General features: G+C 44.3%; 15 protein-coding genes and 1 pseudogene. 8 read left to right on the top strand and 8 right to left on the bottom strand.

Features of this window, described 5'->3' with window-relative positions; genetic code table 11:
- Nucleotides 1–219: 219 nt before the first annotated feature.
- Nucleotides 220–1239 carry a hypothetical protein gene (locus PHF18_RS12125; protein WP_300103185.1) on the bottom strand — a complete coding sequence of 340 codons (1020 nt, stop codon included), beginning with the start codon at nt 1237–1239 and terminating at the stop codon, nt 220–222.
- 81 nt (nt 1240–1320) lie between these two features.
- On the opposite strand from PHF18_RS12125, the gene PHF18_RS12120 reads away from it, so the two are divergent.
- On the top strand, nt 1321–1830 hold the full coding sequence (locus PHF18_RS12120; protein ID WP_300103183.1) for a hypothetical protein: 510 nt from the start codon (nt 1321–1323) through the stop codon (nt 1828–1830).
- Nucleotides 1831–2055: 225 nt separating this feature from the next.
- Here the strand turns inward: PHF18_RS12120 and PHF18_RS12115 are convergent, their stop codons facing one another.
- From PHF18_RS12115 to PHF18_RS12105, 3 genes are all read right to left on the bottom strand, one after another.
- Entirely contained in the window at nt 2056–4623 is a 2568-nt protein-coding gene (locus PHF18_RS12115; RefSeq protein ID WP_300103181.1) for a COR domain-containing protein, read from the bottom strand.
- A gap of 266 nt (nt 4624–4889) precedes the next feature.
- Nucleotides 4890–5564: a molybdenum cofactor guanylyltransferase gene (locus PHF18_RS12110; protein WP_300103179.1), complete on the bottom strand. Its 675-nt coding sequence runs from the start codon at nt 5562–5564 to the stop codon at nt 4890–4892.
- A 93-nt stretch (nt 5565–5657) separates the two neighbouring features.
- Nucleotides 5658–6494 (bottom strand): molybdopterin synthase, encoded by an 837-nt coding sequence (locus PHF18_RS12105; RefSeq protein WP_300103178.1) that lies wholly within the window; start codon nt 6492–6494, stop codon nt 5658–5660.
- Nucleotides 6495–6876: 382 nt separating this feature from the next.
- On the opposite strand from PHF18_RS12105, the gene radC reads away from it, so the two are divergent.
- The 5 genes and pseudogenes from radC to PHF18_RS12080 all read left to right on the top strand — a co-directional run bounded on the left by radC (nt 6877) and on the right by PHF18_RS12080 (nt 11082).
- On the top strand, nt 6877–7566 hold the full coding sequence (radC, locus tag PHF18_RS12100; protein WP_300103176.1) for a DNA repair protein RadC: 690 nt from the start codon (nt 6877–6879) through the stop codon (nt 7564–7566).
- Between the two features lie 24 nt (nt 7567–7590).
- A pseudogene (locus PHF18_RS12095) lies at nt 7591–7803 on the top strand (flavodoxin family protein); the annotation flags it as partial.
- A gap of 54 nt (nt 7804–7857) precedes the next feature.
- Nucleotides 7858–7986 carry a hypothetical protein gene (locus PHF18_RS12090; protein ID WP_300103174.1) on the top strand — a complete coding sequence of 43 codons (129 nt, stop codon included), beginning with the start codon at nt 7858–7860 and terminating at the stop codon, nt 7984–7986.
- Between the two features lie 263 nt (nt 7987–8249).
- Complete coding sequence (gene mmp11 / locus PHF18_RS12085; protein ID WP_300103242.1) at nt 8250–9185, top strand: methanogenesis marker protein 11; 936 nt, start codon at nt 8250–8252, stop codon at nt 9183–9185.
- A gap of 160 nt (nt 9186–9345) precedes the next feature.
- On the top strand, nt 9346–11082 hold the full coding sequence (locus PHF18_RS12080) for an indolepyruvate ferredoxin oxidoreductase subunit alpha (protein WP_300103172.1): 1737 nt from the start codon (nt 9346–9348) through the stop codon (nt 11080–11082).
- A gap of 19 nt (nt 11083–11101) precedes the next feature.
- On the opposite strand, the gene PHF18_RS12075 is transcribed toward PHF18_RS12080, so the two are convergent.
- Both PHF18_RS12075 and PHF18_RS12070 read right to left on the bottom strand, forming a co-directional pair.
- Nucleotides 11102–11383 carry a hypothetical protein gene (locus tag PHF18_RS12075; protein ID WP_300103170.1) on the bottom strand — a complete coding sequence of 94 codons (282 nt, stop codon included), beginning with the start codon at nt 11381–11383 and terminating at the stop codon, nt 11102–11104.
- A gap of 148 nt (nt 11384–11531) precedes the next feature.
- Nucleotides 11532–17882: a NosD domain-containing protein gene (locus PHF18_RS12070; RefSeq protein WP_300103168.1), complete on the bottom strand. Its 6351-nt coding sequence runs from the start codon at nt 17880–17882 to the stop codon at nt 11532–11534.
- Nucleotides 17883–18194: 312 nt separating this feature from the next.
- Here PHF18_RS12070 and PHF18_RS12065 point away from each other — a divergent pair, with 312 nt between their 5' ends.
- Entirely contained in the window at nt 18195–18776 is a 582-nt protein-coding gene (locus PHF18_RS12065; protein WP_300103166.1) for a cysteine hydrolase family protein, read from the top strand.
- Nucleotides 18754–18894, top strand: a complete 141-nt coding sequence (locus PHF18_RS12060; RefSeq protein WP_300103164.1) for a hypothetical protein — start codon at nt 18754–18756, stop codon at nt 18892–18894. Before PHF18_RS12065 ends, PHF18_RS12060 begins: the two co-directional genes overlap by 23 nt.
- A gap of 214 nt (nt 18895–19108) precedes the next feature.
- Here PHF18_RS12060 and PHF18_RS12055 read toward each other — a convergent pair whose 3' ends face one another.
- Together PHF18_RS12055 and PHF18_RS12050 are read right to left on the bottom strand one after the other, a co-directional pair.
- Nucleotides 19109–20035 (bottom strand): mechanosensitive ion channel family protein, encoded by a 927-nt coding sequence (locus PHF18_RS12055; RefSeq protein ID WP_300103162.1) that lies wholly within the window; start codon nt 20033–20035, stop codon nt 19109–19111.
- The gene (locus PHF18_RS12050; protein WP_300103160.1) at nt 20023–20766 is read right to left on the bottom strand and encodes a DUF432 domain-containing protein; all 744 of its coding nucleotides are present in this window, start codon (nt 20764–20766) and stop codon (nt 20023–20025) included. The genes PHF18_RS12055 and PHF18_RS12050 overlap by 13 nt, the downstream gene beginning before the upstream one ends.
- Nucleotides 20767–21329: the final 563 nt, after the last annotated feature.

Genomic DNA, 21329 nt, shown 5'->3' with positions numbered 1-21329 from the left:
AAACAATAATAAAGATAAAAAATAAAAAAGCAAAACAAAATAAAAGTTGCGCTGGCGCACCCCGCAGCAAGCTAGTGGGGTATTCGACTGATAATAAAAAGAAGAAAAGAAAAATAGAAAAATGGAAAGAAGAAAAGAAAAATAGAAAGAAGAAAAGAAAAATAGAAAAATGGAAAGAAAAAAAGAAAAATAGAAAATGGTGTGGATTTCAGGAGCCTTTTAGAACCCATCCGGAACAGAGAGCAGGTCATAATGGTTGTCGAGCTCCCTTCCTTCCCCGGCCAGGTAGAGGCGTGTCCACAGGATAGTAGTAAGCGGCTGCAGTACGAGAACTGGAACAATATATGTGATGCCTGAGATCAGAGTGTTTTGTGAACCAAGATACTCCCCGACAAGACCATTGATGAAAGCCAGCCCTATTGCAATTACCCAGATTAAGAAAACATCGAGTTTATTCTTTTTGAAAAAACTGTAACCTTTTTTTAGAGCGTCAAGAGGATCAAGCTCATCGATTACGAGGGCGTAAGGGGTAAGGGAAAGCACGATGTTTATAGCCAGGCTATAGATTCCCCAGACAAAGATTCCTATTGCGAGCGTGCCCATGCCTCCAACAGCTGCTTCCGGATTCTCGACCAGATCACTCAGACCGCTCAGGTCCCCAATTTTAAGGGCTCCAGGCACTATGAATACAATGCCCGCAAGAAACATCAAGGTGATCAGCAGGCTTGTGAGGAACAGCCTGAAAGCGTTTTTCGAACCGGACCAGACCATATCGGAGAGTATGGTATCCCCGGTCTCAGAAGCTTTTTTTGCCATCCCGATTGCCCCTGCTGTGAAAAATGCCTGTAAGAACATGCCAAGAAGGGAAAAAACGATAATTGCCAGCCCCGAGACTACCATATTGTCCCTGATTCCTTCCCAGAGCATGTTATAAAGTTCTGCGGGAGGGAGAGTAGAAGGGTCAGCTATGCTTCCTGTGTTTGAGCCTAAGAGCAGGAAACCCATTAAACCAAAGAAAAAGGCATAAAGAATTAAACTAACAAAAAAATTAAGAATAAATGGAATACAAATGTTTAAATTCCTGGTCCAGGTCTTGAAGCCTCTGTTAAGTGTTGTTCCAAAATCTTCATACATATGAAATGACCTTCCGCTTATAAAGCAGTGATCCTGCCTGCCTCCCGAAATCCCGCCTTTACTTATTGTAAAAATCGGGCTGGTATGAAGGCTCACAGATACCATTTTCGGATACATATGCAGAAGATAAATATATAATCTCTTATTCAGGTAAAAACTAAATAAACAAACGCAGTAAATGATTCTATGAAAAAACTGGAATATTATGAGATCTCTCCGGTCCCCAAAGAATCCGAAACAAGCGACACCATGGATGAAGTTGTTGTCGTTGGCCACTGCCTGCTTAACCCCCTTGCAAGAATCAAAGGCGTAAAGCCGGCTACCCCTGTTGACGCAAGAGGAATGAACGTGATCCAGCTCCCCTGCCCCGAAGCCATGTACTTCGGAATGAGGCGCCGGGAAATCACGAAAGACCAGCTCGAACACCCTTCCTACAGGCGCTTCTGCCGGAAAATCTTCACCCCCCTTGCAGACCTCCTCGAAGACCTCGCAACAAACGGCACAAACATCAGGATAATCGGCATCCCGAAAAGCCCCTCCTGCGCCGTGGAAATCACAAGCGTCGGCGGCGAGCCCGGGAAAGTAAAAGAATTCCACCACAGCCACGTCCCGGGGCCGGGTGTGTTTATGGAAGAGATTATAAAAGAGCTTGAAAGGCGCGGGGTTAAGTTTGAGATAGAGGACGCCAGCACGTAAAGAAATTAAGTAAAAATTTCCGTAGGAAAAGTAAGATTCAGTTTTAATTCAGTAAGCCAGAATCACCGGAGTGAATCGAAGTCTTATACCCCGGGCTCCCACCGGTCGTCGGAGGCGACCGGCTTTCTCATAAAATTACATAGACAAAAAAGTAAAAACCTGAACATTTCAGCTTTGCGATTGATCTGACTTTTTTATGTGACAGCCGCCCGAATTGCCACTTGGTTAGGAACGCCGCTTTTTCCGTTCCAGATATAAATTGATCATTTCGTTAATGTTCGGTCCTACACCAAAAACGTTAGGATTTAACGTGATAATCCGATTGATTTTTTCCAGAAGAGAATCTTCAACTTCAGATTCAGATTCAATTTTTTGTATATTTTGAAGTATCTTCAAGATTTCTCTTTCATTCATTTCTGTTTTTTGCAGGATCTCCTTCAGGATTTCCATTAAACCATTTCCATTGATAACCGTTCCCAGCAACTCACTTACCTTATATTCATTATCAGAGCCATCGGGCATGTAGGTATCAATTCCCCTCAACTCCAGCTTGATTAAATGTTCATAACCAACAGTTACTTCAGGTTCATCAGGCAGTGGGATTTTTTCTATAGCTTTTAACTTTTCAAAATTATTGTTTATTTCACGGAACCTTTGGAGGATAACAGAAAAATAATCTCTTCTTTGTCTTCCGTTTACGTAAATGCTTATTCTCTTTGCTTCATTGTCTGATTTGATCACAGCAGTAGATTTGAAGCCTTTGTCTTCCAGAACAACGCCTGTACGCCAGCGCAGATCGTCTTTTATGTCCCTGTTCATCTTCACGATAAAACGCGGCATCACCGAAGGTGGAAGGAAATCATAATCAATTATAAACCTCAAAGTTCCTTCGTAATCAAACTCGAAATCTGGTTCCTGAATTTCCAGCAAACCGGGGAGCAGCACGGTGCTGTCATCAAGGTCATAGGAGAGTTCAAATTTCTTCATCAAACTGATAAAAAAACCATACTGATCGGGAGGATAAGAAAAATCTCTTTCAGTTCTTTGCTTTAAAATCTCAGCGAACATATCAAGTTTCAGAACTCCTTTTGATTCGGCAATCTCCTTTGAGTTAACCAGCTTATACACCGCATTAGTCACCCATTCGGGTTCAAGGACATGCGTATTCAGAAGAGGTATATCTTTAAAATGGAGTACAACACCTAAGTCATGAAGGAAATCAACAAGAGTATTCTGTTCGGATTCGCTTTTTATTCCTTCTTCATCACATGTCTGTTTATATTCTTTATACTCTATAAAATTAAAGTACTCACAAGCGTCTTCGCCCTTAATATTTGAAGAACAATTTGGACATATTTTTTCAAGCCTGCTCTTTACATTAAACCAGCTTTTAGGCCATTTGATTTCAAGGTGCTTTACCTTTGTCAGTTCCTCTTGCAAAGCTTTAGAGAACTCTTCAACTCCTTCATTTGACTTGCAGGACAAACGGTAAAAACCTTTGTCTCCGATGGAAGGATACTTTTCCTGAAGAAACTTCCTGTTCAGTTCAAATGCAGGGTTTTCATCTATCTTATTAATCACAACTAAAACCGGAGAATTTCCGCCGAAATTTTCAATGAGCTTGAGCCAGTACTCAGGCTTTTCGTCTTTCCTTCCGTCCAGCACCAGAATATAGAAACTTCTTTTGGACAAAAAGAACTGATGTGTGGCATGCATTATCTCCTGTCCGCCAAAGTCCCAGAAATTAGCTTTTATTTCCCGTTCCCCGTTTTCCACTACCCACATCCTGATATTGATACCCTGCGTCTGAGGCTCATTTCCATCAACTTCTTCCCCGAAAATCCTCTTCACCAGTGAAGTTTTACCTGCTCCCCCGTCTCCTACCAGCAAAACTTTAACTTCGTTTAGGGGTCTTTTTTCACCTTCTAACGACTTGAAATAGTTGACAATTGCCTCCCTTCCTTGCCTCACAATCTCTACTGGAGGATTTTCAAAGGGATTTTCCTTTACAAAAATTATATTAGACTTCCAACTACCTTCCCATTCAATCTCCAGACCCAGTTCCAAAATTTCTGGTGGTAGAGAAGTCAATTGATTAGCAGAGATGTCAAGTTCAGTAAGATTTTTCAACTCAGAGATTTCAGGCGGAAGCGAAGTCAATTGATTACCAAATATGTCAAGTTTAGTAAGATTTTTCAACTTAGAAATCTCAGAAGGCAAAGAAGTCAATTGATTATCAAATATGTAAAGTTTAGTAAGATTTTTCAATTCGGAGATTTCAGGGGGCAGTGATCTAAGGTGATTTTTAGACATATCGAGTTGAGTTAGATTCTTCAACTCGAAGATTTCAGGAGGCAGCGATCTAAGGTGATTTTTAGATATGTTGAGTTGAGTTAGATTCTTCAATTTGGATATTTCAGGTGGCAAAGAAGTCAATTGGTTACCAGATATGTCGAGTTGAATTAGATTCTTCAATTCGGATATTTCAGGTGGTAAAGAAGTCAATTGATTACCAGATATGTAAAGTTCAGTAAGATTTTTTAACTCAGAAATTTCAGGTGGCAGGGAGGTCAATTGATTATTATGTATGTAAAGTTCAGTGAGGTTTTTCAACTCGAAGATTTCAGGTGGTAGCGAAGTCAATTGGCTATTATCCATGAAAAGTAGAGTGAGATTTTTCAACTCGGAGACTTCAGGCGGCAGAGAGGTAAGATTTATGGACGAAAGATCCAATACTGTTGCTTTACTTCTTTGAACTTCTCTAATCAGATCCTTAATCTTGTTTGATTCCATCTATAACCCTGCCTCACTGTGAATGAGTTTTCCGGATAACAATAAAAAATTCAATATAGTATTTGAGCTGTTATCCAGAGACAATCTCTGCATAAAAAAATAATTGAAACTGAAAAGTAGAGAGGGTTGTCAGCTAAATAATTTTCTATTTTGTAACATAAATTACGGAAAAGCCGCGCAAAGCGCGGGAAATGAACGGTTTGAGATGCGAATCAGGCTATTTCGGTAATTAGAAAACAGATCAACAACGTTTTACCGGAATTTTATTACAATTTCACTTTTTCCACCGCAGATCCGATCATACTCTTAAGATCTTCAACCGTGTTAATATTAACAAAAGTCCTCAATTCAGGATCAAGTTCCCGAATTTCCGCTACCTCAACAAAAACAACATCAGGCATCTCGAAAACCGGTGTAAGTACGGAATGTTTGCCTCTCTCAAAGGCTTTTTCGATTTCAGGGATCAGTTTCCTGGAATAAACTGCGTGTAGAGGCTCAAACATTCTCTCCTCCCACCTCGGGAGAGCAACGTCGTGCCCCTCTGCTTTTTCAAACAGCAGGTCTACAACCCTGATGTTTACAAAAGGCATATCCCCGGCGCAGACAAAAGAGTATTCTGATCTGGATTCAAGCAGCCCAGCCCGGATGCCTTCAAGGGGGCCGGCATCCTCTATGGAATCAAAACAGAAACGGATTTCACGAGCAGGGAATTTTTCGAGCACCGGGAGGAGTTTTTCTTTCTGGTGGATGTCACGGATCGAGAGTATTACCTCATCCACGACCCGGAAGAGGTTTTCAAGCAGGCGTTCAAGGATGGTTTTTCCTTCAAATTCGAGGAGGGCTTTTTCGACTATACCCATCCGGCGGCCCCGGCCTCCTGCCAGAACGATTGCGCTTCTGGCTTTTGTTCTCCCCGGTTTAAGTTCTGTTTTTCCGCTCATTTAATTTCCGTCCCGGTTTTTGCTGCTCTTAGCTTCTCGTTTTTAATCGGCTCTTCTTTTTCTTTTCTTCTCTTCCTGTTACATTTTTTGTATTCAGGTGTGTTCCCTGTCGTGGACCCAGAACTCTTCTTTTTCCGTAAACTCCTTTTTCCAGATAGGAGCTTCGGCTTTTACTCGCTCGATGGCTTCGCTGAGGGCCGGGAAAAGTTCGGTCCTGTGGGCAGATGCGATGACAATGTAGACGATGTCTTCTCCGGCTTCGATTACACCGGTTTTGTGGTGGATCAGGACTTCGAGGATGCCTTCTTTTTGCTTGATTTCGTCCCGGATTTTGTCCAGGGCCTTTGAGGCTTCAGGTTCGTATTTCTCAAACTCGAGCCTGGCTGTCTTCTCCTCTCCTGCAAGCTCACGGACAATACCGGTAAATGTGCCGATTGCTCCTGCTTTCCTTATAGCCGAGTTTTTCCGGATTTTCTTTATAAGCGCGTCCAGGGTGTAGTGGTCAGGCTGGGCAAGGGCCATTCCGACCAGGGAGGCTGTCAGTTCCTCGTGTATATCGGAGTTTTCCGGAAGCTTCATGATGACGTTAGAAACGTCTTCAAGGTTGCCCAGAGCGATTTTTGGGAGCTTGCTGTCCTTAAACCCTTCCACAACTGCAAAATCAAGCCCGCGGTCGCAGAGCATATCAAGGGCATCTTCAAGGTCGGAGTCTCTGGAAAAACTGACAAGTTCAGAGCCCGTGATTCCTATTACCATGTCTGCCCCTGAGTCAAAGTGCCTACCTGTATCTGTTTCCTCTGAGTTGAGGCGCTGTTCCCCCATGTGCTTTACAGTACCTACTGCCCCAAACCCGGAAAGTTCCCGGACCAGGGCTGAAACAAGGGATGTTTTGCCCGATTTCTTATACCCTACAACAGAAATGACCTTCATCAAAGAGCCTTATGAACTTCCCGGTATAAGTAAGGGTCGGCGCCTTTTCCCCGGCTCGGTTTAAATACAACTCTGTGCATGTCGGGATACTATCCATTTTGTTCCATATAATAGAAATGCCGGATCATTTTAATGCAAATTGGGCTTTGTTTGAAAAGCTTCAAATATTAACACTGTCAATAATAACTGTTCATAATATAACTTACTGTCAGCCCGAACAGTTACTGTTAATAAGGGCACAGATTAGTGCTCTGCAAAGATTAGCGCTCTGCACAGATTACGCTCTGTATACAGCAGGTGTGCCAGCAATGAGTACCTGTTCGGTCAGGACGAAATATGGGAATATGGGAATATGGGAATATGGGAGTATGGGGGATAGAAAGTGGAAGTAACCAAAATAAGGATTCAGGATATTCCTGAAGAAGAGCGCCCCAGGGAGCGGCTAATTAAAAACGGGCCGGAGTCCCTTTCAAACGCCGAACTGCTGGGGATAGTCCTGAGGACAGGGTCAAGGGAAGAGAATGTGGTCAGCCTGTGCAACCGGATATTAGCAGAATACAGCATCAAGCAGCTCAGCCTTGCAAATGTTTCAAGGCTTACGCAGGTCCATGGGGTTGGAAAAGCAAAGGCTACCCAGATAGCTGCAGTTTTCGAACTTGCAAGGCGGCTTGAGACTTTTGTGGAAGAACCGAAACGGAAAATCTGTTCTCCAAAAGATGTCTATACCCTGATGTATCCTAAAATGCGCGAACAAAAAAAAGAAAAATTTATAACACTTTATCTTGATACAAAAAACCAGATCCTGAAAGAAGAAGTAGTATCAGTCGGAAGCCTGAACGCAAGCATTGTACATCCGCGTGAGGTTTTTAAATTGGCTCTTCTTGAATCTTCAGCATCGGTGATCATGGTTCACAACCACCCTTCAGGAGATCCGAGCCCGAGCAGGGAGGACATAATGGTTACGGAAAAGCTGGTTGAAGGAGGAAAGCTCCTCGGGATCGATATTCTTGACCATATAATCATAGGAGACGGCAGGTACGTGAGCCTCAAAGATGAGGGCTTTGTAAGGTAAAAACGAAAAAAACAATGTGTCAATACAGATGATTTTTTTAATGAGTACCTGGCAAAAATGGCGGCTTCGGATGGAATTTTTATTTGTTCTCCCGTCTATTTTGCTGGGGTAACTTCCCAGATGAAAGCCTTAATTGACAGGACCAGCATGGTGCTGGCAGGAAATAAAGGGCTTTTAAACATAAGTCGGAGCATCAGTTGTAGCTGCCAGCCGTGGAGGAGCTATCAGCGCATTTGATACCCTGAACAACTTATATTTGACACCCTGAACAACTTCTTATACAGTAAAGAAATGTTCCTTGCAGGCTCAAGCTACTGGAACATGGTTTACGGAAATGCCAAAGGAGAAGTTGAACAGGATCAGGAAGGCATCGAGAATATGAGGAATATCGGGCAAAATATGGTATGGCTCTTGAAATAAATTCATTGTAATTGAGATAAAACAGTTAGATACTTGTATTGTAAGATGCTTATACTCGAGCCCGGTTTACCCGGAAAAACTCTACCTTATTCAAGGCAAACATTTACCTTATTCAACTTGCCAAACCTACGATACCTATATATATTTATAGGAAATGGGCTTTTCGACCAAACAAATTTATCCTCCCACTTTCTATCCCCCATAAAAAGGAGGTCTTCGGCATTACAAAACATATAAACGCCTGTGCACTGGATAACAGACAGATTGAGGAGATTACTCTGGACGACCCCTATACAGTACCTTACCGGGGCATTTATGCGGTATGTGACGCGAAAAACGAGTACGCGGAGATTATGGAACACTCCAACTGCTACAGCGGAGCAGCCTGGTCCCTTTACCATTACGCAAAAGCTCCTCTTATCCTGAAAGCCCGTTCAACGGGAAATATGATCCGCTATTTAATGAAAACCGGAACCTCAAAACTCGAACTCAAACCCTCGGTTGCAGCCGCAGGCATAGAATCCGTGATCGTGCAGGGGGACGAAGTGGAGATCACCTATGCAGGGCTGGGAGGCGGAGGCGTTGGTGCAACCCGCTGCAGAGCACTTGCAGACGGAGTTCTGCGCTACAGTATTTCCGAATCCGGAGGAGAACGCTGTGCTAGAGGGACGGTTGTGGTTCCCCGCAGGGACCGCGTCCTTATAGGCATAGATGACACCGATTCAAAGGATATAGGAGCCACCTGGACCCTGACCCATAACATCGCAAAGGAACTGGACTGCCAGGAAGCCGTTTACCTCTCCCACGCCCTTGTCCAGCTCTTCCCTGTCCCGGAAAAGACTCAGAACTGCATGTCAACGGTCCTGGAATTCGGCTGTGTGGACGAAAAAGCGAAGTCAAGGCTCGTAGACTCTTTAAAAAAAGCCCTTGAAAAATACAGCGCATCCAGAGAAACAGGGCTTGTAGTACTATCTGATTTTTATGCAAAAGGACTTTACTCATACAGCAACCGCTGCCGGACCGAAAGGGTCTCGAAGGCAGACACCCTGCGCTGCGCCGAAGAAAACAATGTGGAAGTTCTGCTTGAAGGCAACGGGGTAATAGGTGCTCTTGCCGCCCTGCCCTGGTTCGCAAGACCCGAAGAATCCATTATTCCCGGAACAGAAATAAAGCCGATGAACATGGAAAAATCTGTTTAAAAACTGTTCAAAAACTGTTTAAAAACTGTTTAAAAACTGTTTAAAACATGTTTAAAACTGTTTAAAACTGTTTAAAACCTGTTCAAAAACTGTTTAAAAAATATTTAAACGGTGCCGGAATCTATCGAAAATCCTATAATTCCCGGAAGGGGGGTTCAACTTGAACGAAGAAGCAGCGCTATATAACGGGTTTGAAGCCCTTTATTTTGCAGCCATTGACAGTGATGTCACACTTATAGCAGGAGTCCCCGGATATCCTGTTACCTCCCTGATGGAACTTTTTTTGAAAACAGATAATTCCTCAACTTCATCAATTAAAACAGATAACTCATCAACTACCACACGCAGTTCAACTTATAGAGCCAGATGGCTTACAAACGAGAAAGTTGCGCTGGAAATAGCACTCGGAGCGTCGGTTTCAGGCAAAAGGGCTCTTGTGCTTGTAAAACACGTTGGGATGAATCTGCTTTCCGACCCCCTTATAACCTCGGTTACGCACACTATAGGCGCGGGTCTGGTAATCATTGCAGGGGACGACCCCGGAGTAAAAGGCTCTCAGAATGAGCAGGACTCCCGCTGGTATGGCAGGATCGCTGAAGTTGCAGTGTTTGACCCGGTCGATCCCGATGCAGCGTACAAAACCCTCCGGCGGGCTTACGAACTTTCGGAAGAAACCCATGTCCCGGTCATTATAAGGGTAACCGCAGGCCTGGAGAAAAGTAAAGGAAAAGTCCGGCGCCTTCCCGCATCTTCAGCTGTTCACCCCGGGTTTGACCGTTCGATCTGGGGCCTCCGGATGGTGGAAAAACACCAGCATTTTCATTCTCAAGTTTACCCGGTGCTTGAAGCAGAAGCCGAAAATACTAACCTGAACGAAATTAAAGGTGGAACAGAAGAGATCGAAGCAGACGCACAGACTTCTGAGCAGAAAGGAGTCGAAAGGAGTAAAGGAGTTAACGAAGTTGAACGGATTGGAATTATCTCCTCAGGTTTTGCGGCTTCAATTGTGGAAGATACACTGAAAAAATCAGGCTGCTATTCCGGAGTTTCTCATCTTGTACTAAACCTTGTAAACCCCCTTCCTCTGCAGAAAATCGGGAATTTCCTTAAAAATAACCGAAGGGTATTGGTAGCTGAAGAATCAGAGCCTTTCATAGAAGAGCAGATCCGGATTTCAGGCAACGTCTACGGCAAAAAGACGGGGCACCTCCCATACGGGCAAATAATGCCTGAAGATCTCGAGTTTGCCCTTGAGCACATCGAAGAAGAAACAGTCTCAGTCCCCGTAGATACTGTTCGTACCGAATCAGGGAAAAAAGGTAGAGCTGCCATCTGCGAGGACTGTCCCTATCTCCCCCTTTACCATTTTCTCCGCGTACCTGACGTTCAGGTTGCCGGAGACATGGGATGTTCTGTCCGGAGTGCCCCTGAACCCCTTGCTGCAGTTGATGTCAGCTTTGCCCTGGGCTCGGCAATCTCGGTTGCCTGCGGCTTTGAGAAAAAAGGCATAGCCGTAATCGGAGACTTTGCCCTTGCACATTCCGGCATCCTCGGGCTCTTAACTGCTGCAAGCGAAGGTTATGAAGTGCTCGTACTCGTGCTCCAGAACGAAGTTGCAGCCATGACAGGAGGCCAGAACGTCCCTGACCTGCGAAAAGTGGTAGAAGCGATAGTGCCTGATGTGTCTTTTTTTGATTTAGATGGAGAAGAAAGAAAAGAAGACTCATACAGGGAAAAAGAAAGCAAAAGTAATACACAGCAGGAGACAGGAAAGGAAGTAGGAAAGGAAAGAAAAAAACCGGTCCCTATTTCAGAACTTTCGGACCTTATCACAGAAAAACTCGCCCTTCCGGGAATTTCAGTTATTTTTATAAAAGGCCAGTGCAGAAAATACTGAGAAATTGGGCTCTCTTATTTTAACTTGCTTTAATTTTTGAGGTGCCTGAATCGGTTATATATTCAGACACAGATTTTTCTACCGGTTTTACTTTGTAGCTTTTCTCTTCTCCTTTCGTATATTCTTCTTTCTTTGTAAGACCACGCTCCTGCGTCGAGCGTGACAAAAACGATACGATAAGGCGAATGACGTTGTACGGGTCATAAACATTTTTAATTCTGTCCTCTTGAATGAAGCTAATTGCCATAACCCATCGCTTAGTCCTCTTGAGCGCAGCGAAAAGGACCGCGTACTGTTGCACTTGCAGTGCAACTCCCAGAAAATCTTCGATTTCCTGAGATCCCGATGCGCAATTCGGGCAGCAAAAAAGAAAGTGAAAGGAAAAATAATTTCCCCTCACTGAATCAACGGTTCAGGTTTTTGTCCTCTTTTGTCTTCCTTTATCCTCCTTACTTCTTTTTCAACAGGAACAGTACGGATAAAATTCCCGCAACTGTAAAGACAATCCCAAAACCCGGACTTTTCTTTTCTTTTTCTGAGGTTGTATCCGGAACGTTGTCCCCCATCATTTGTTGTGCATCTGCTTCAGAGCCGGAAGTTTCTGCCGGCTTTATCGTAATGGCACCTTTCTTTTCCCCTGTAATTGAATAATAGGAAAAGCCCGGAGTTTCAGCCCTGAAGTAGAGGAATTCGTCGTCTTCCCCGATTTTTTCAGTCGTAAGCGGGGTCCAGGCATTTTCATGGAAACGGTTCAAAACGATGCTTGCTTCATCGATCCTATTTTCGTCCATCCAGTTATGAGGGACCTTAAAGTTGATCACGGCATTTTCAAAAGAACCGGATTCCCCAAAGAACTGGCTTCCGATCACGATGTTCATGTACTGGTAGACCACGCCTTCCGGATTTTCCAGAACCGTTTTTGGCAGGCCGCTCAGAACCTCCACTTTCCCATTCACTGTCCCGACACTGGTCCCTGAAACAAAGCTGATGCCCGTAACACTGCATCCGGATTCACTGAAGGTAAACTCTGCCTGCTGACCTGCGAGAACCTGCTGCCTGGAAACACTCGCTACCAGGACGTTGACAGAAGGAACTCCTGAAACACCTCCAAAAATGGCTGACCGGCTCCCACTGCTCCCACTTTGTTCTTCTTCTACTTCTTCATCTACTTCTTCATCTACTTCATTTTCGTCGTTTACTCCTTCTCCGCCGTTGGTATCTTCAGAAGGGTTGTAGAGAGGGAGACTATCCAACTGATTTTCAGATCCCGGAATCTCGTAAGGAACATCACAGAAACCGTCTCCATCAGCATCCGGAGTGGTTTCGGAAAAACCTGTCCCCTCCGGGTTTGCCCAGCAGTTGCCTCCGATATACGGGTCCCCGAGGATATTTGTCCCTTCGGTTCTGCTGGCATTCCAGGTGTTTCCGGCACATTTTCCCGAGAGGATAATATTATCCGAGTTCCGGAAAAGATTGTTGTAGATGCTATTGTTCCCGGAAGTGTAGAGTCTCAGCCCATCCGAATTTTCTGACAGGTTGTTGTTCCGCAGGATATTGATTTCTGAACTATATAGGTAAATGCCCATACCATTTCGGTCTACAGTGTTTTCCAGAAGGGCATTGTTGTCGGAATGGGAGAGGGAAATACCCTGGTCATTGAGGCTAATGATATTGTTCTCAAAGCTCGAGTTTGTCGTGTTGTAGAGGAAAAGGCCGTACATATTGTGCTCAAGCACCTGGTCCCTGACTGTTATGTTATCGCAGTCAACAAGATACACGACCCCTGCATTGGAAGAAGCATCGAGCACCCTGTCGGATTCCCCTACAAGGTAGTAAATGGGCTTTCCGTTCACAAGATTGCTGGTATCGATATCGATCCCATCGCTTCCTGAGATAGCTTCTGCCCCGAAGTTGTATTCGTTGCCTGAAAGAAGGTTGTTTTTCAGGGTACCGGAATCCGCGAGCAGCATGAGCCCAACCTTGTTTTCCGAGATTCTGTTGTTATTCAGGTCGTTATTTTCCCCTAAAACAAAATAGATTCCATAACTATTATTCTCAACAGTGTTATTTGAACAGTTGTTACTGTCGTCGGCCAAGCCCAGAATCCCATACCTGTTGTCGGATACTGTGAGGTTGTACAGGGTGGAATTAGAAGATCCGAAGGACAAAAACCCGAATCCGTTCTTTTCGAGCACCAGATCCTTTACTGTAACGTTTTCACAGGCTATCAGGCAGACAGTGCCGGCATTTGAGGTGGAATCTAGAACAAGGTCAGACTCTTCCACGAGATAATATATCGGTTTGCCGTCCACAAGGTTGCTGGTATCGATATCGTTTGGAAGGGTTAATCCCAACCCGATATATTCGTCCATGAAGTTGAAAGTGTTGACCTGCATTGAATTGTTTCTCAGGACATTTGCCCCTGAACCCGAGAGCCAGAACCCCAATTCGGCACTTCCGCTGATGATGTTGTTGTGCAGATCGTTTTCATTACTCCTGTCCAGAACCGCAATCCCGTATCCATTGTCCTGCAGCTCGTTTCCGAAGAATTCATTTCCTGAGGCTTCATCGAGCCAGAGCCCACAGGTAGAGACAGAACTAATGCTGTTATTGCCTGCTGAGTTGTTATCGGAACCCTTAAAGTAGATTCCAAACCTTCCTCCAGTCACGTTATTTCCTGAAAGGGTACAGTTTTCGGACTCGCTTAACCAGATCCCAAAATAACTGTCAGAAAGGACATTCCCGCTTAAAGTACAGCCGGATACCCCTTCCAGGTAGACCCCAGCAGCTTCCTCTTCAGAAGCCCCGGAAACAGTAAACCCACTGATGTTTACAAAATCCGCAGTCACGTTGAAGACATGTTCTTCGGGATCATCAGCACGGACAATTGTGCCTTCAGGGTTCCCTGAGGAAGAAATAATGCTGACCGATTTATTCACCTTCACGTTTTCCGTATAAGTGCCCGGGCTTACAAGAAGCGTGTCCCCTTCCCATGCAGCATCTATAGCTGCCTGGATCGAGGAAAAAGCCCCGGCTCCGGGACCCACAGTGAGGGTAAGCGGGACATCCGGTTCCCTGCAAATAGGCAGGTAATCCTTACTTCCTGTCAGGGAGTTGATAACGTAGGGAGTATCTCCAATCCCATTTCCGTCAGCATCAGAGCCCGTATAATCGCTCCAGTAGTTTCCTGAAGTGGTATTCCAGGTATTGTGGCCCGTGTCCTTAACGTTCTTTATGTTGTCGAACGAATTTCCGTAGAGAGTGTTATTTGTAGCTACGGTAAGCCAGATCCCGAGTTCCGAGTTATTTGAAACGATGTTGGAATAAAGGACATTATCCGAAGTCAAAGCTTCTCCTGTCCAGCCCTGAAGAGTAATGCCGCGAGCGTTTTCCGAAGCGGTGTTCCCTGAAAGGGTATTGTGCTGGCTGATGGTCAGGTCAAACCCACTTTCACTGTTCGAATTTGCAGTGTTTGATGTCAGGGTGTTGTAGTTCGAATCAAGCAGACAGAGCCCTAAAGTATTGTTAGAAGCAATGTTTTCCAGGAAAGTGTTGCCATTGGAGTAGGCTGCATAAATTCCGGCATAACTCCCTGAGGCATTGTTTCTGCGTATAATGTTATTCTGGGACTCCGAAAGATATATACCGTAATTTGAATTTTCGGACAGGGTGTTGTTTTTCAGGGCATTTCCTGAAGAGGCAGTCAGGTAAATTCCCAGGGTATTATCCGAAAGTTCGTTGCCCTCTACCGTATTGTTCCCGGAATCCTCAAGGTAGACCCCGCACAGGTTGCCGGAGAACGTATTGTTTACGATTGCTGCCTTTTCCGTCCCGTAAAGGTAGACTCCATACATGCCGTCCCGGAATTCCAGGTCCCGGACTGTTACGTTCAGGCAATTAAGCAAATAAACAGAACTAGCATCAAATCCCGCATCCAGAACATAATCGGAGACTCCGGAAAGGATATAGAAGGGATTTCCATTCCACAGGTTGCTTGACTCTATATCAGGTACGTTTTGCGAAGAACAGTCTCCTTCAATTTCAAAGTTGTAATAGTTCCCGTCCATTCTATTGCCGGAGAGAGATTCCCATTTGGAATCTGCAATGTAAAACCCGTAGTAGTAGTTTGAACTTGCGGAGTTGTCCGTGAAATTTAAACCGGGGGAATTTTTGATGTAGAACCCGTATTCATTTTCTGATGAGCTAATGTTCTCAAAGTGAGAATCCACAGTATTGTAAAGATAAAGCCCGTAGTAGTTTCCTGTGAGGTTCAGGTCCCGGACTGTTACGTTCTGGCAATCAATACAATAAACTGTCCCTGCATTCGAACCTGAATCCAGGACAAAGTCGCTTTCGTTTACAAGATAATAGATAGGTTTTCCGTCAACTGTGTTGCTATCGTCAATGTCCTGTTCTGTTGAAGCAGATTTAATTGCAAAATTATAAGAGTTGTCCTCCATCCGGTTGTTTCTCAGGCTGTTCCCTTTCGACCAGGACAGATAGATTCCAAACTTATTGGATTCGGCCCTGTTTCCGTTCAGGGTACCGTTTTCTGAACCAAGTGCGCAAATCCCGCAATAATTGTCCGAAAGCACGTTTCCGCTTATGTTGCAGTCCTTTACCTCATAGAGAGAGATTCCGGCGGTGTAGTAGGAATAAGAAGAAAAAGGTTCAGACCCTCCACTTACGGTAAAACCTGAAATGTTAACTGCATCTGCCGTTACGTAGAACACGGAATCTTTCGGGTTTGCAGCCTTTACTTCCGTGTACTCAGGCCCAAACTCGGAAATGATTGTAACAGCTCTGTCAACATCCACGTTTTCCATGTACGTGCCGTTTCTGACAATGATTGTGGCATAGGGGGAAGCAGCGTTAACCGCAGCCTGGATGGAACTGAAGTCAGCAGGCCCGTCATCGTCCACATAGAGTAGAGAAGAGTCAGTTACGCGGATCCATTCCGTTTTTTCAATAGTGTTATTGCCATATTCATTTTCCACGCGGAGTGTTACATTATATTTTCCGGCTTCCGCATAGCTGTGGACCGGGAAACGATCGGTGGAAGTGTTTCCGTCCCCGAAGTCCCAGTACCAGGCCGTGGGGGAAAAGGTACTTGCATCAATAAACTCGACCGTAAGGGGAACCGGGCCCGATGTCACATCAGCCGTGAAGGCAGCTTCCGCTGCATCGCTCCGGTTTGTGAAGGCTTTGATACAGACATTCATGTTTTCCACAGCAAGGGAGGTATCCACCCATCTCCCCCCGTCCGGGCTGAAGAAACTCTCTCCGGGATTTGCCCTGGCTTTACTGCTGTACCCTTCCAGCGGGAATTCAACTGCCACAGGGAAAGAATACCCGGGGGTAGTAAATTTTACAACTACTGAAAAGTCCTGCCCTAGCTCAAGCGGGACTCCGAAGTCCAGGGAAACTGTATGGTAGCCTGCAAAGGCAATTGTCCCGTTAGCAGAACTTTCTGCTCCTTCAGGATTTATGGGCCCGGAAATCGGATCTGTGTAGATATAGATTTCGTACCCTGTGCCGGTGGTAGGGGTATAGAAACTCACAGCTTCAAGGGTCTCGGCTTCTTCGGCTGTGAAAACGTTGGCTGCCCAGGCTGTGCTGCTTCCCGATGACCCGATACTTTCAACCCAGCCCAGTGGATCGTACTGGTACACATAGGAATAGGAACTGAGATCTTCGGTTATATGGATGGTACTGCCACTTCCTATGACGGTATCGTAATACGAAACATAGAAGAAACCATCCTTTCCCCAGCCGGTACCCCAGGAATTTTTGACAATGAATGCCCCGTCTCCAGGAGCTGCAGGAGTGAATTTGTTTCGGTCAAAAGAATCGTCCCAGCCCACAATGCCTATGATATGGTCTGCAGAATTCGAGCCTCCATAATAATAACTGCAGTTGACAGCGTCATAACCACCGGAAGATATGCAAATCTGAGAGTCAACTGCCCCGTAATTCATGAGGGCCCATTTAATCGGGTCGTTATCTTCGGGTCCGCTTCTCACCGGGAGGTAGAGTACTTCCGGGATACGTTTTAAGGAAGGAAGGTCTGTTGAGGAAACCCCGGAGTGAGGATCGTAGGGATCATCGGTTTCACTTATCGGACCGCTCCAGCGGGCAAAGTAAGCCGTAGTCATAAAAGCGTTTCCGCCTTCGTCGTAGTCAAAACCTTCGGGTTCGGTATTGGAAAGCAGGTTTTTTATGTTGTTCTCGGAAAAGTCCATGTTTTTTCCTTCTGATCCGAGAATGTAAGATTCAAGGGATGCATAAGCCCCAAATGCCCAGCAACTTCCTGCGTCTTTCTGGTCCCGGACAGGGCTCACACGCCCGAGGGTTCGGAGGTCGTAAGAAGCAGGAAAATTACTCAAACTTTCCAGATTTTCAACAGTTTTCAGGTGTGAGAGATCTACGGGGGCGGGAGTAAAGCCCGTTACCAAATCATCGGTCTCCTCGTCAGAAGACTCACTTGAGGTAAGGAGTATTCGGTCCTCACTTAGTTCTTCATTTTCCAGATACTCTTCAAATTCGGGATTCAAAGGAGCAAGTGAAAAAAATCCTGAAGAATCAGTTCCAGATGGAATAGCTTCATTAGTTTCAACTGTAAGGAATTCATTATTTTCAAGTGCAATTGGTGCATTATTTTCAAATGTTATAAGTCGATTACTTTCATATGTTGTACATCCATTTTCTATAAAAGTCAGGTTTTCTGAAATTGCTGACGCTTGCCCTATCATGAGGCATATTGCAGCAAGTAAAAAGAATATAAGGAGTTTTTTTAGCATTTTATCCCTTTATATTATTTATTTTGTTTTGTAATAATAGTAAACTTAGAACACACATTAAGCTTCATAATCGGCTTAAACGCAAAATAATCCGTACATTTAACAAAATAACATTAAAAAGATATGATGTAATTAATGCGCACACTATTGAATATTTTATATATTTTATAGGTATTAAGTGTTTTTATATTTTCATGCTGGTCTGAGAAAAGTTGCTTCAAAAAAAGGCTCCATGGGTAAACTTATCGCAAATAAAGCAAATAAAAGATAAAATACGAGATGGATTAAAGGATACAGGATAAGGGTGAAAGTTTGAAAGCACTGGTTATCATAGACATGACAAACGATTTCGTGTTTGAGAAATACGAATATGAAAGTAGGGAATACGAAGGCAGCCTCGTGGCTCCCCTGGGCAAGACAATCGTCGATCCTATAGTGAAACTTGTGAAAAAGGCCCTCAGCGGGGGAAATACTGCTGTACTCAGGCTTCCGAAAGATCACTACAACGCTTTTACAAACCCGAGACTCGAACTGGAACTTGCAGAGCTGGGCATTGACGAGGTATTCATAACAGGCCTGGTTGATGAGGTCTGCATCTACCACAACGCTCTCGGCTTTCTAGAGAGGGGCTTTCGGGCAAACGTCGTAAAGGGCTGCACGATCCCCTTTGAAGAGGAAAAAGGGAAAAAAGCCCTGGGAGAACTCAAAGCCTGTGGAGCAAAGCTGGTAGACGCTGTCCCTGGGGACATAGGGGTTATCCTGCTCCTTGAAGACGAACACGACGAAAACTCGGAAGAAATAAGATCCGGCAGCTGGCCTCCCCATAACATGAAAGGGACACCTGGAGCCCTTACAGTTAAACCTATCAGGGATGCACTTAAGGACAGAAAATAAAAACAACACTAACAACACTAACAACACTAAAAACACTAACAACACTAACAACACTAACAACACTAACAACACTAAAAACACTAAAAACAACACTAAAAACAACACGAAATTCTTCTAATTACAGGTACAAAAAAATGAAAGTACTTTTCAACTCACAGTACTTTCATGTAAGGGAAAGGATGTGCAGGGAAATAAGGATAATCCGAAAGGATTAATCCGAAAATCTGTACCTTAAAAGGCCTGCTTTTCTTATCCTTTAGCTATTCCGCTTAATCAACAGTTCAGCCTTGTTCAGCTTTAGCCATTCAGCTTAATCAACGATTCATCCGGGTTCAGCTTAATACTCTTTCTTCAAAATTCAATATACATTCTTTTTCTTCAAACTGTTTTTCTTTCAGATTTTCAAGTTCTTGAGGCTTGTTTTCCGAATCAGTCTTGATATGAAGCACCCGCTGCGGGAAAGGAATTTCTATGCCATTCTCTTCAAGGGTTTTCTTAATATTCCACAGAAGCCTTGTTTTCATCCCGAACCATTCATTCACAGGAGCCCAGATCCTGATAACTAGTTTTACAGAACTATCCCCCAGGTCGTTTACGAAAACGGAAGGAGGGGGGGACAGGAGGGCAAAAGGCTCCTTATCTATAAGATCCTTAATGAGCCAGATTGCGGCATTGGCATCGTCACTATAGCGGATCCCAATTGTGTATTCAAACCTTCTTACCGGGTGTCCTACAATGTTTGTGATGTTTGTTGTAAACACCTGCTGATTTGGCAGGCGGACAAGAAGCCCATCGTAGGTACGGATAAGGGTCGATATTATACGGATATCGGTTACATAGCCAGCAGTCCCATTGATTTCCACCTGGTCCCCTATTTTTATGGGTCTCTCAAACATAAGGAAACACCCTGCAACCAGATTTCCAACAATATTCTGGCTCGCAAAACCGATGACGATACCTGCGACTCCTCCTGCAAGCAGGATCCCTGATGGGTCAAATCCTATCAGGGGAAGTATAGCAATGAAAACGACAATAAGAGAGCCATAATAAAGGAGTTTGAGGATTGGTTCACCCACATCCTTACTGACCCGGTCTTTGAGAGATCTGCGCAGGTAAAGTGTGAGAACTCTGGAAAGGAGGACTGAAAAAGAAAGAATGAGAACAAACTTTATCAGATCCTCCGGGGTAACTATGCCTTTAGAGGTTTCATACAGCTCAAAATCAAAAAAATTAATATTCGGGAAGATCAAAAGCCCCACCCCATATAAAATTTAAGAGGCACAAAGCCAAGCTTCCGGAGGCCGTAGACGCCAAAAGCCTCTTTCCGGATTTTTTGGTCTTTCACAAGATAACCTTTCATCTCTCCGTTAATAGGCTGCATTTCGAAACCTGTTTCAGCCGTATTTCTGTTGAGGATATCCATACGGGCTTTCATGAAGACGTCCCCGTCATAGTACAGTTTCATCCCGTATGCACTGAAAACAGCTTTTGAGATTGAAGCCCAATCAGAGGAGATATTTCTGAGAGTAAGCTCCATAACTCCTTCCTGCAGGGGGTTAAGGGAAGGAAAACTTGAGTATAAGCTGCTTTTCCAGTGCTTGCAGACAACTCCATTCGAAACCTCTCCGTAAAGGGTAAATTTCTGCCTCGCCAGGCTGAGCACGTCCAGGAGCTGTGGACTCTTATTTTTAGATTCCGAGATAAAAACGCCTATTTCAATCGGAAAAGTCAAAAAAATCCGTTTTTTATCCCCGCCTGCAAGGAGCAGTGTTTTCTCAAACTCTATCAGCAGATTTGGAGTAATTTCTTTCGGAGTATTCAGGGGTTCAACCGGATTTATGATAATGCGTTTTCTATCTCCAAGGATGAGTTTTTCCACTTCATCATTTCCAAAAGTCCTCTTGTATGTCCATCCTTCTCCTGTTTTTTCTACGGATATCGAAATTCCTTCCTGTTCAACTGAAAATGGGGGATCGTAGTAACCGTACATGGTATTCCAGCAATTAACATATTTTAGTCAATTTCTAAATTAATTAATATTACATTCAAACTATTATAAAAAAATTACTTAGAATAAATTTATAGGATTATATAGAGAAAGATGGTCCCCGATTAATTGCCCGAGCAATTCCGGAACCGGGGAGGGAATCTTTCAGCTCACTCTCCCTACGCCGCAAGGACCTGGGCCGACCTGCCAACCAGATAAAAAATGACTCAAAAGCCGGCACCGTAATTAAGAGAAACAAATACTGAAGGAATAGCCCCAGAACCGAGGGAATATTTTCCTTTACCCCATACCGTTTTTTAATTCAGGTAAATATAAGCACCTCCGCCAGCTTGTCTGGAGGCCCTGCAAAAAAAAGCAGAAAAAAGAAGCCCGAATGAAAAAGAGACTCGAAAAAATATTATTCAGGTAGAATTTGATTGGCAGTGTTGCGAATTTGCTGTAGTGCGACAAGAAGCTGTTTCATGAATTGCCTATGTGCTACTCTTTCCATTTGGAGTAATCCTATCAGGATGTGCTTTTACAGTAATGTTTAGGTGCAAAGCTCC

The organism is Methanosarcina sp., from assembly GCF_028693135.1.
GTDB lineage: Archaea > Halobacteriota > Methanosarcinia > Methanosarcinales > Methanosarcinaceae > Methanosarcina.
The sequence above is the reverse complement of the archived record's forward strand: the minus strand, read 5'-3'. Positions and strand labels throughout refer to the sequence as shown.

Coding starts and splice junctions, on each gene's coding strand:
- PHF18_RS12125 (WP_300103185.1), bottom strand. CDS start 1,239: ATGGTATCTGTGAGCCTTCATACCAGCCCGATTTTTACAATAAGTAAA.
- PHF18_RS12120 (WP_300103183.1), top strand. CDS start 1,321: ATGAAAAAACTGGAATATTATGAGATCTCTCCGGTCCCCAAAGAATCC.
- PHF18_RS12115 (WP_300103181.1), bottom strand. CDS start 4,623: ATGGAATCAAACAAGATTAAGGATCTGATTAGAGAAGTTCAAAGAAGT.
- PHF18_RS12110 (WP_300103179.1), bottom strand. CDS start 5,564: ATGAGCGGAAAAACAGAACTTAAACCGGGGAGAACAAAAGCCAGAAGC.
- PHF18_RS12105 (WP_300103178.1), bottom strand. CDS start 6,494: ATGAAGGTCATTTCTGTTGTAGGGTATAAGAAATCGGGCAAAACATCC.
- PHF18_RS12090 (WP_300103174.1), top strand. CDS start 7,858: ATGTTCCTTGCAGGCTCAAGCTACTGGAACATGGTTTACGGAAATGCC.
- PHF18_RS12070 (WP_300103168.1), bottom strand. CDS start 17,882: ATGCTAAAAAAACTCCTTATATTCTTTTTACTTGCTGCAATATGCCTC.
- PHF18_RS12060 (WP_300103164.1), top strand. CDS start 18,754: ATGCACTTAAGGACAGAAAATAAAAACAACACTAACAACACTAACAAC.
- PHF18_RS12050 (WP_300103160.1), bottom strand. CDS start 20,766: ATGTACGGTTACTACGATCCCCCATTTTCAGTTGAACAGGAAGGAATT.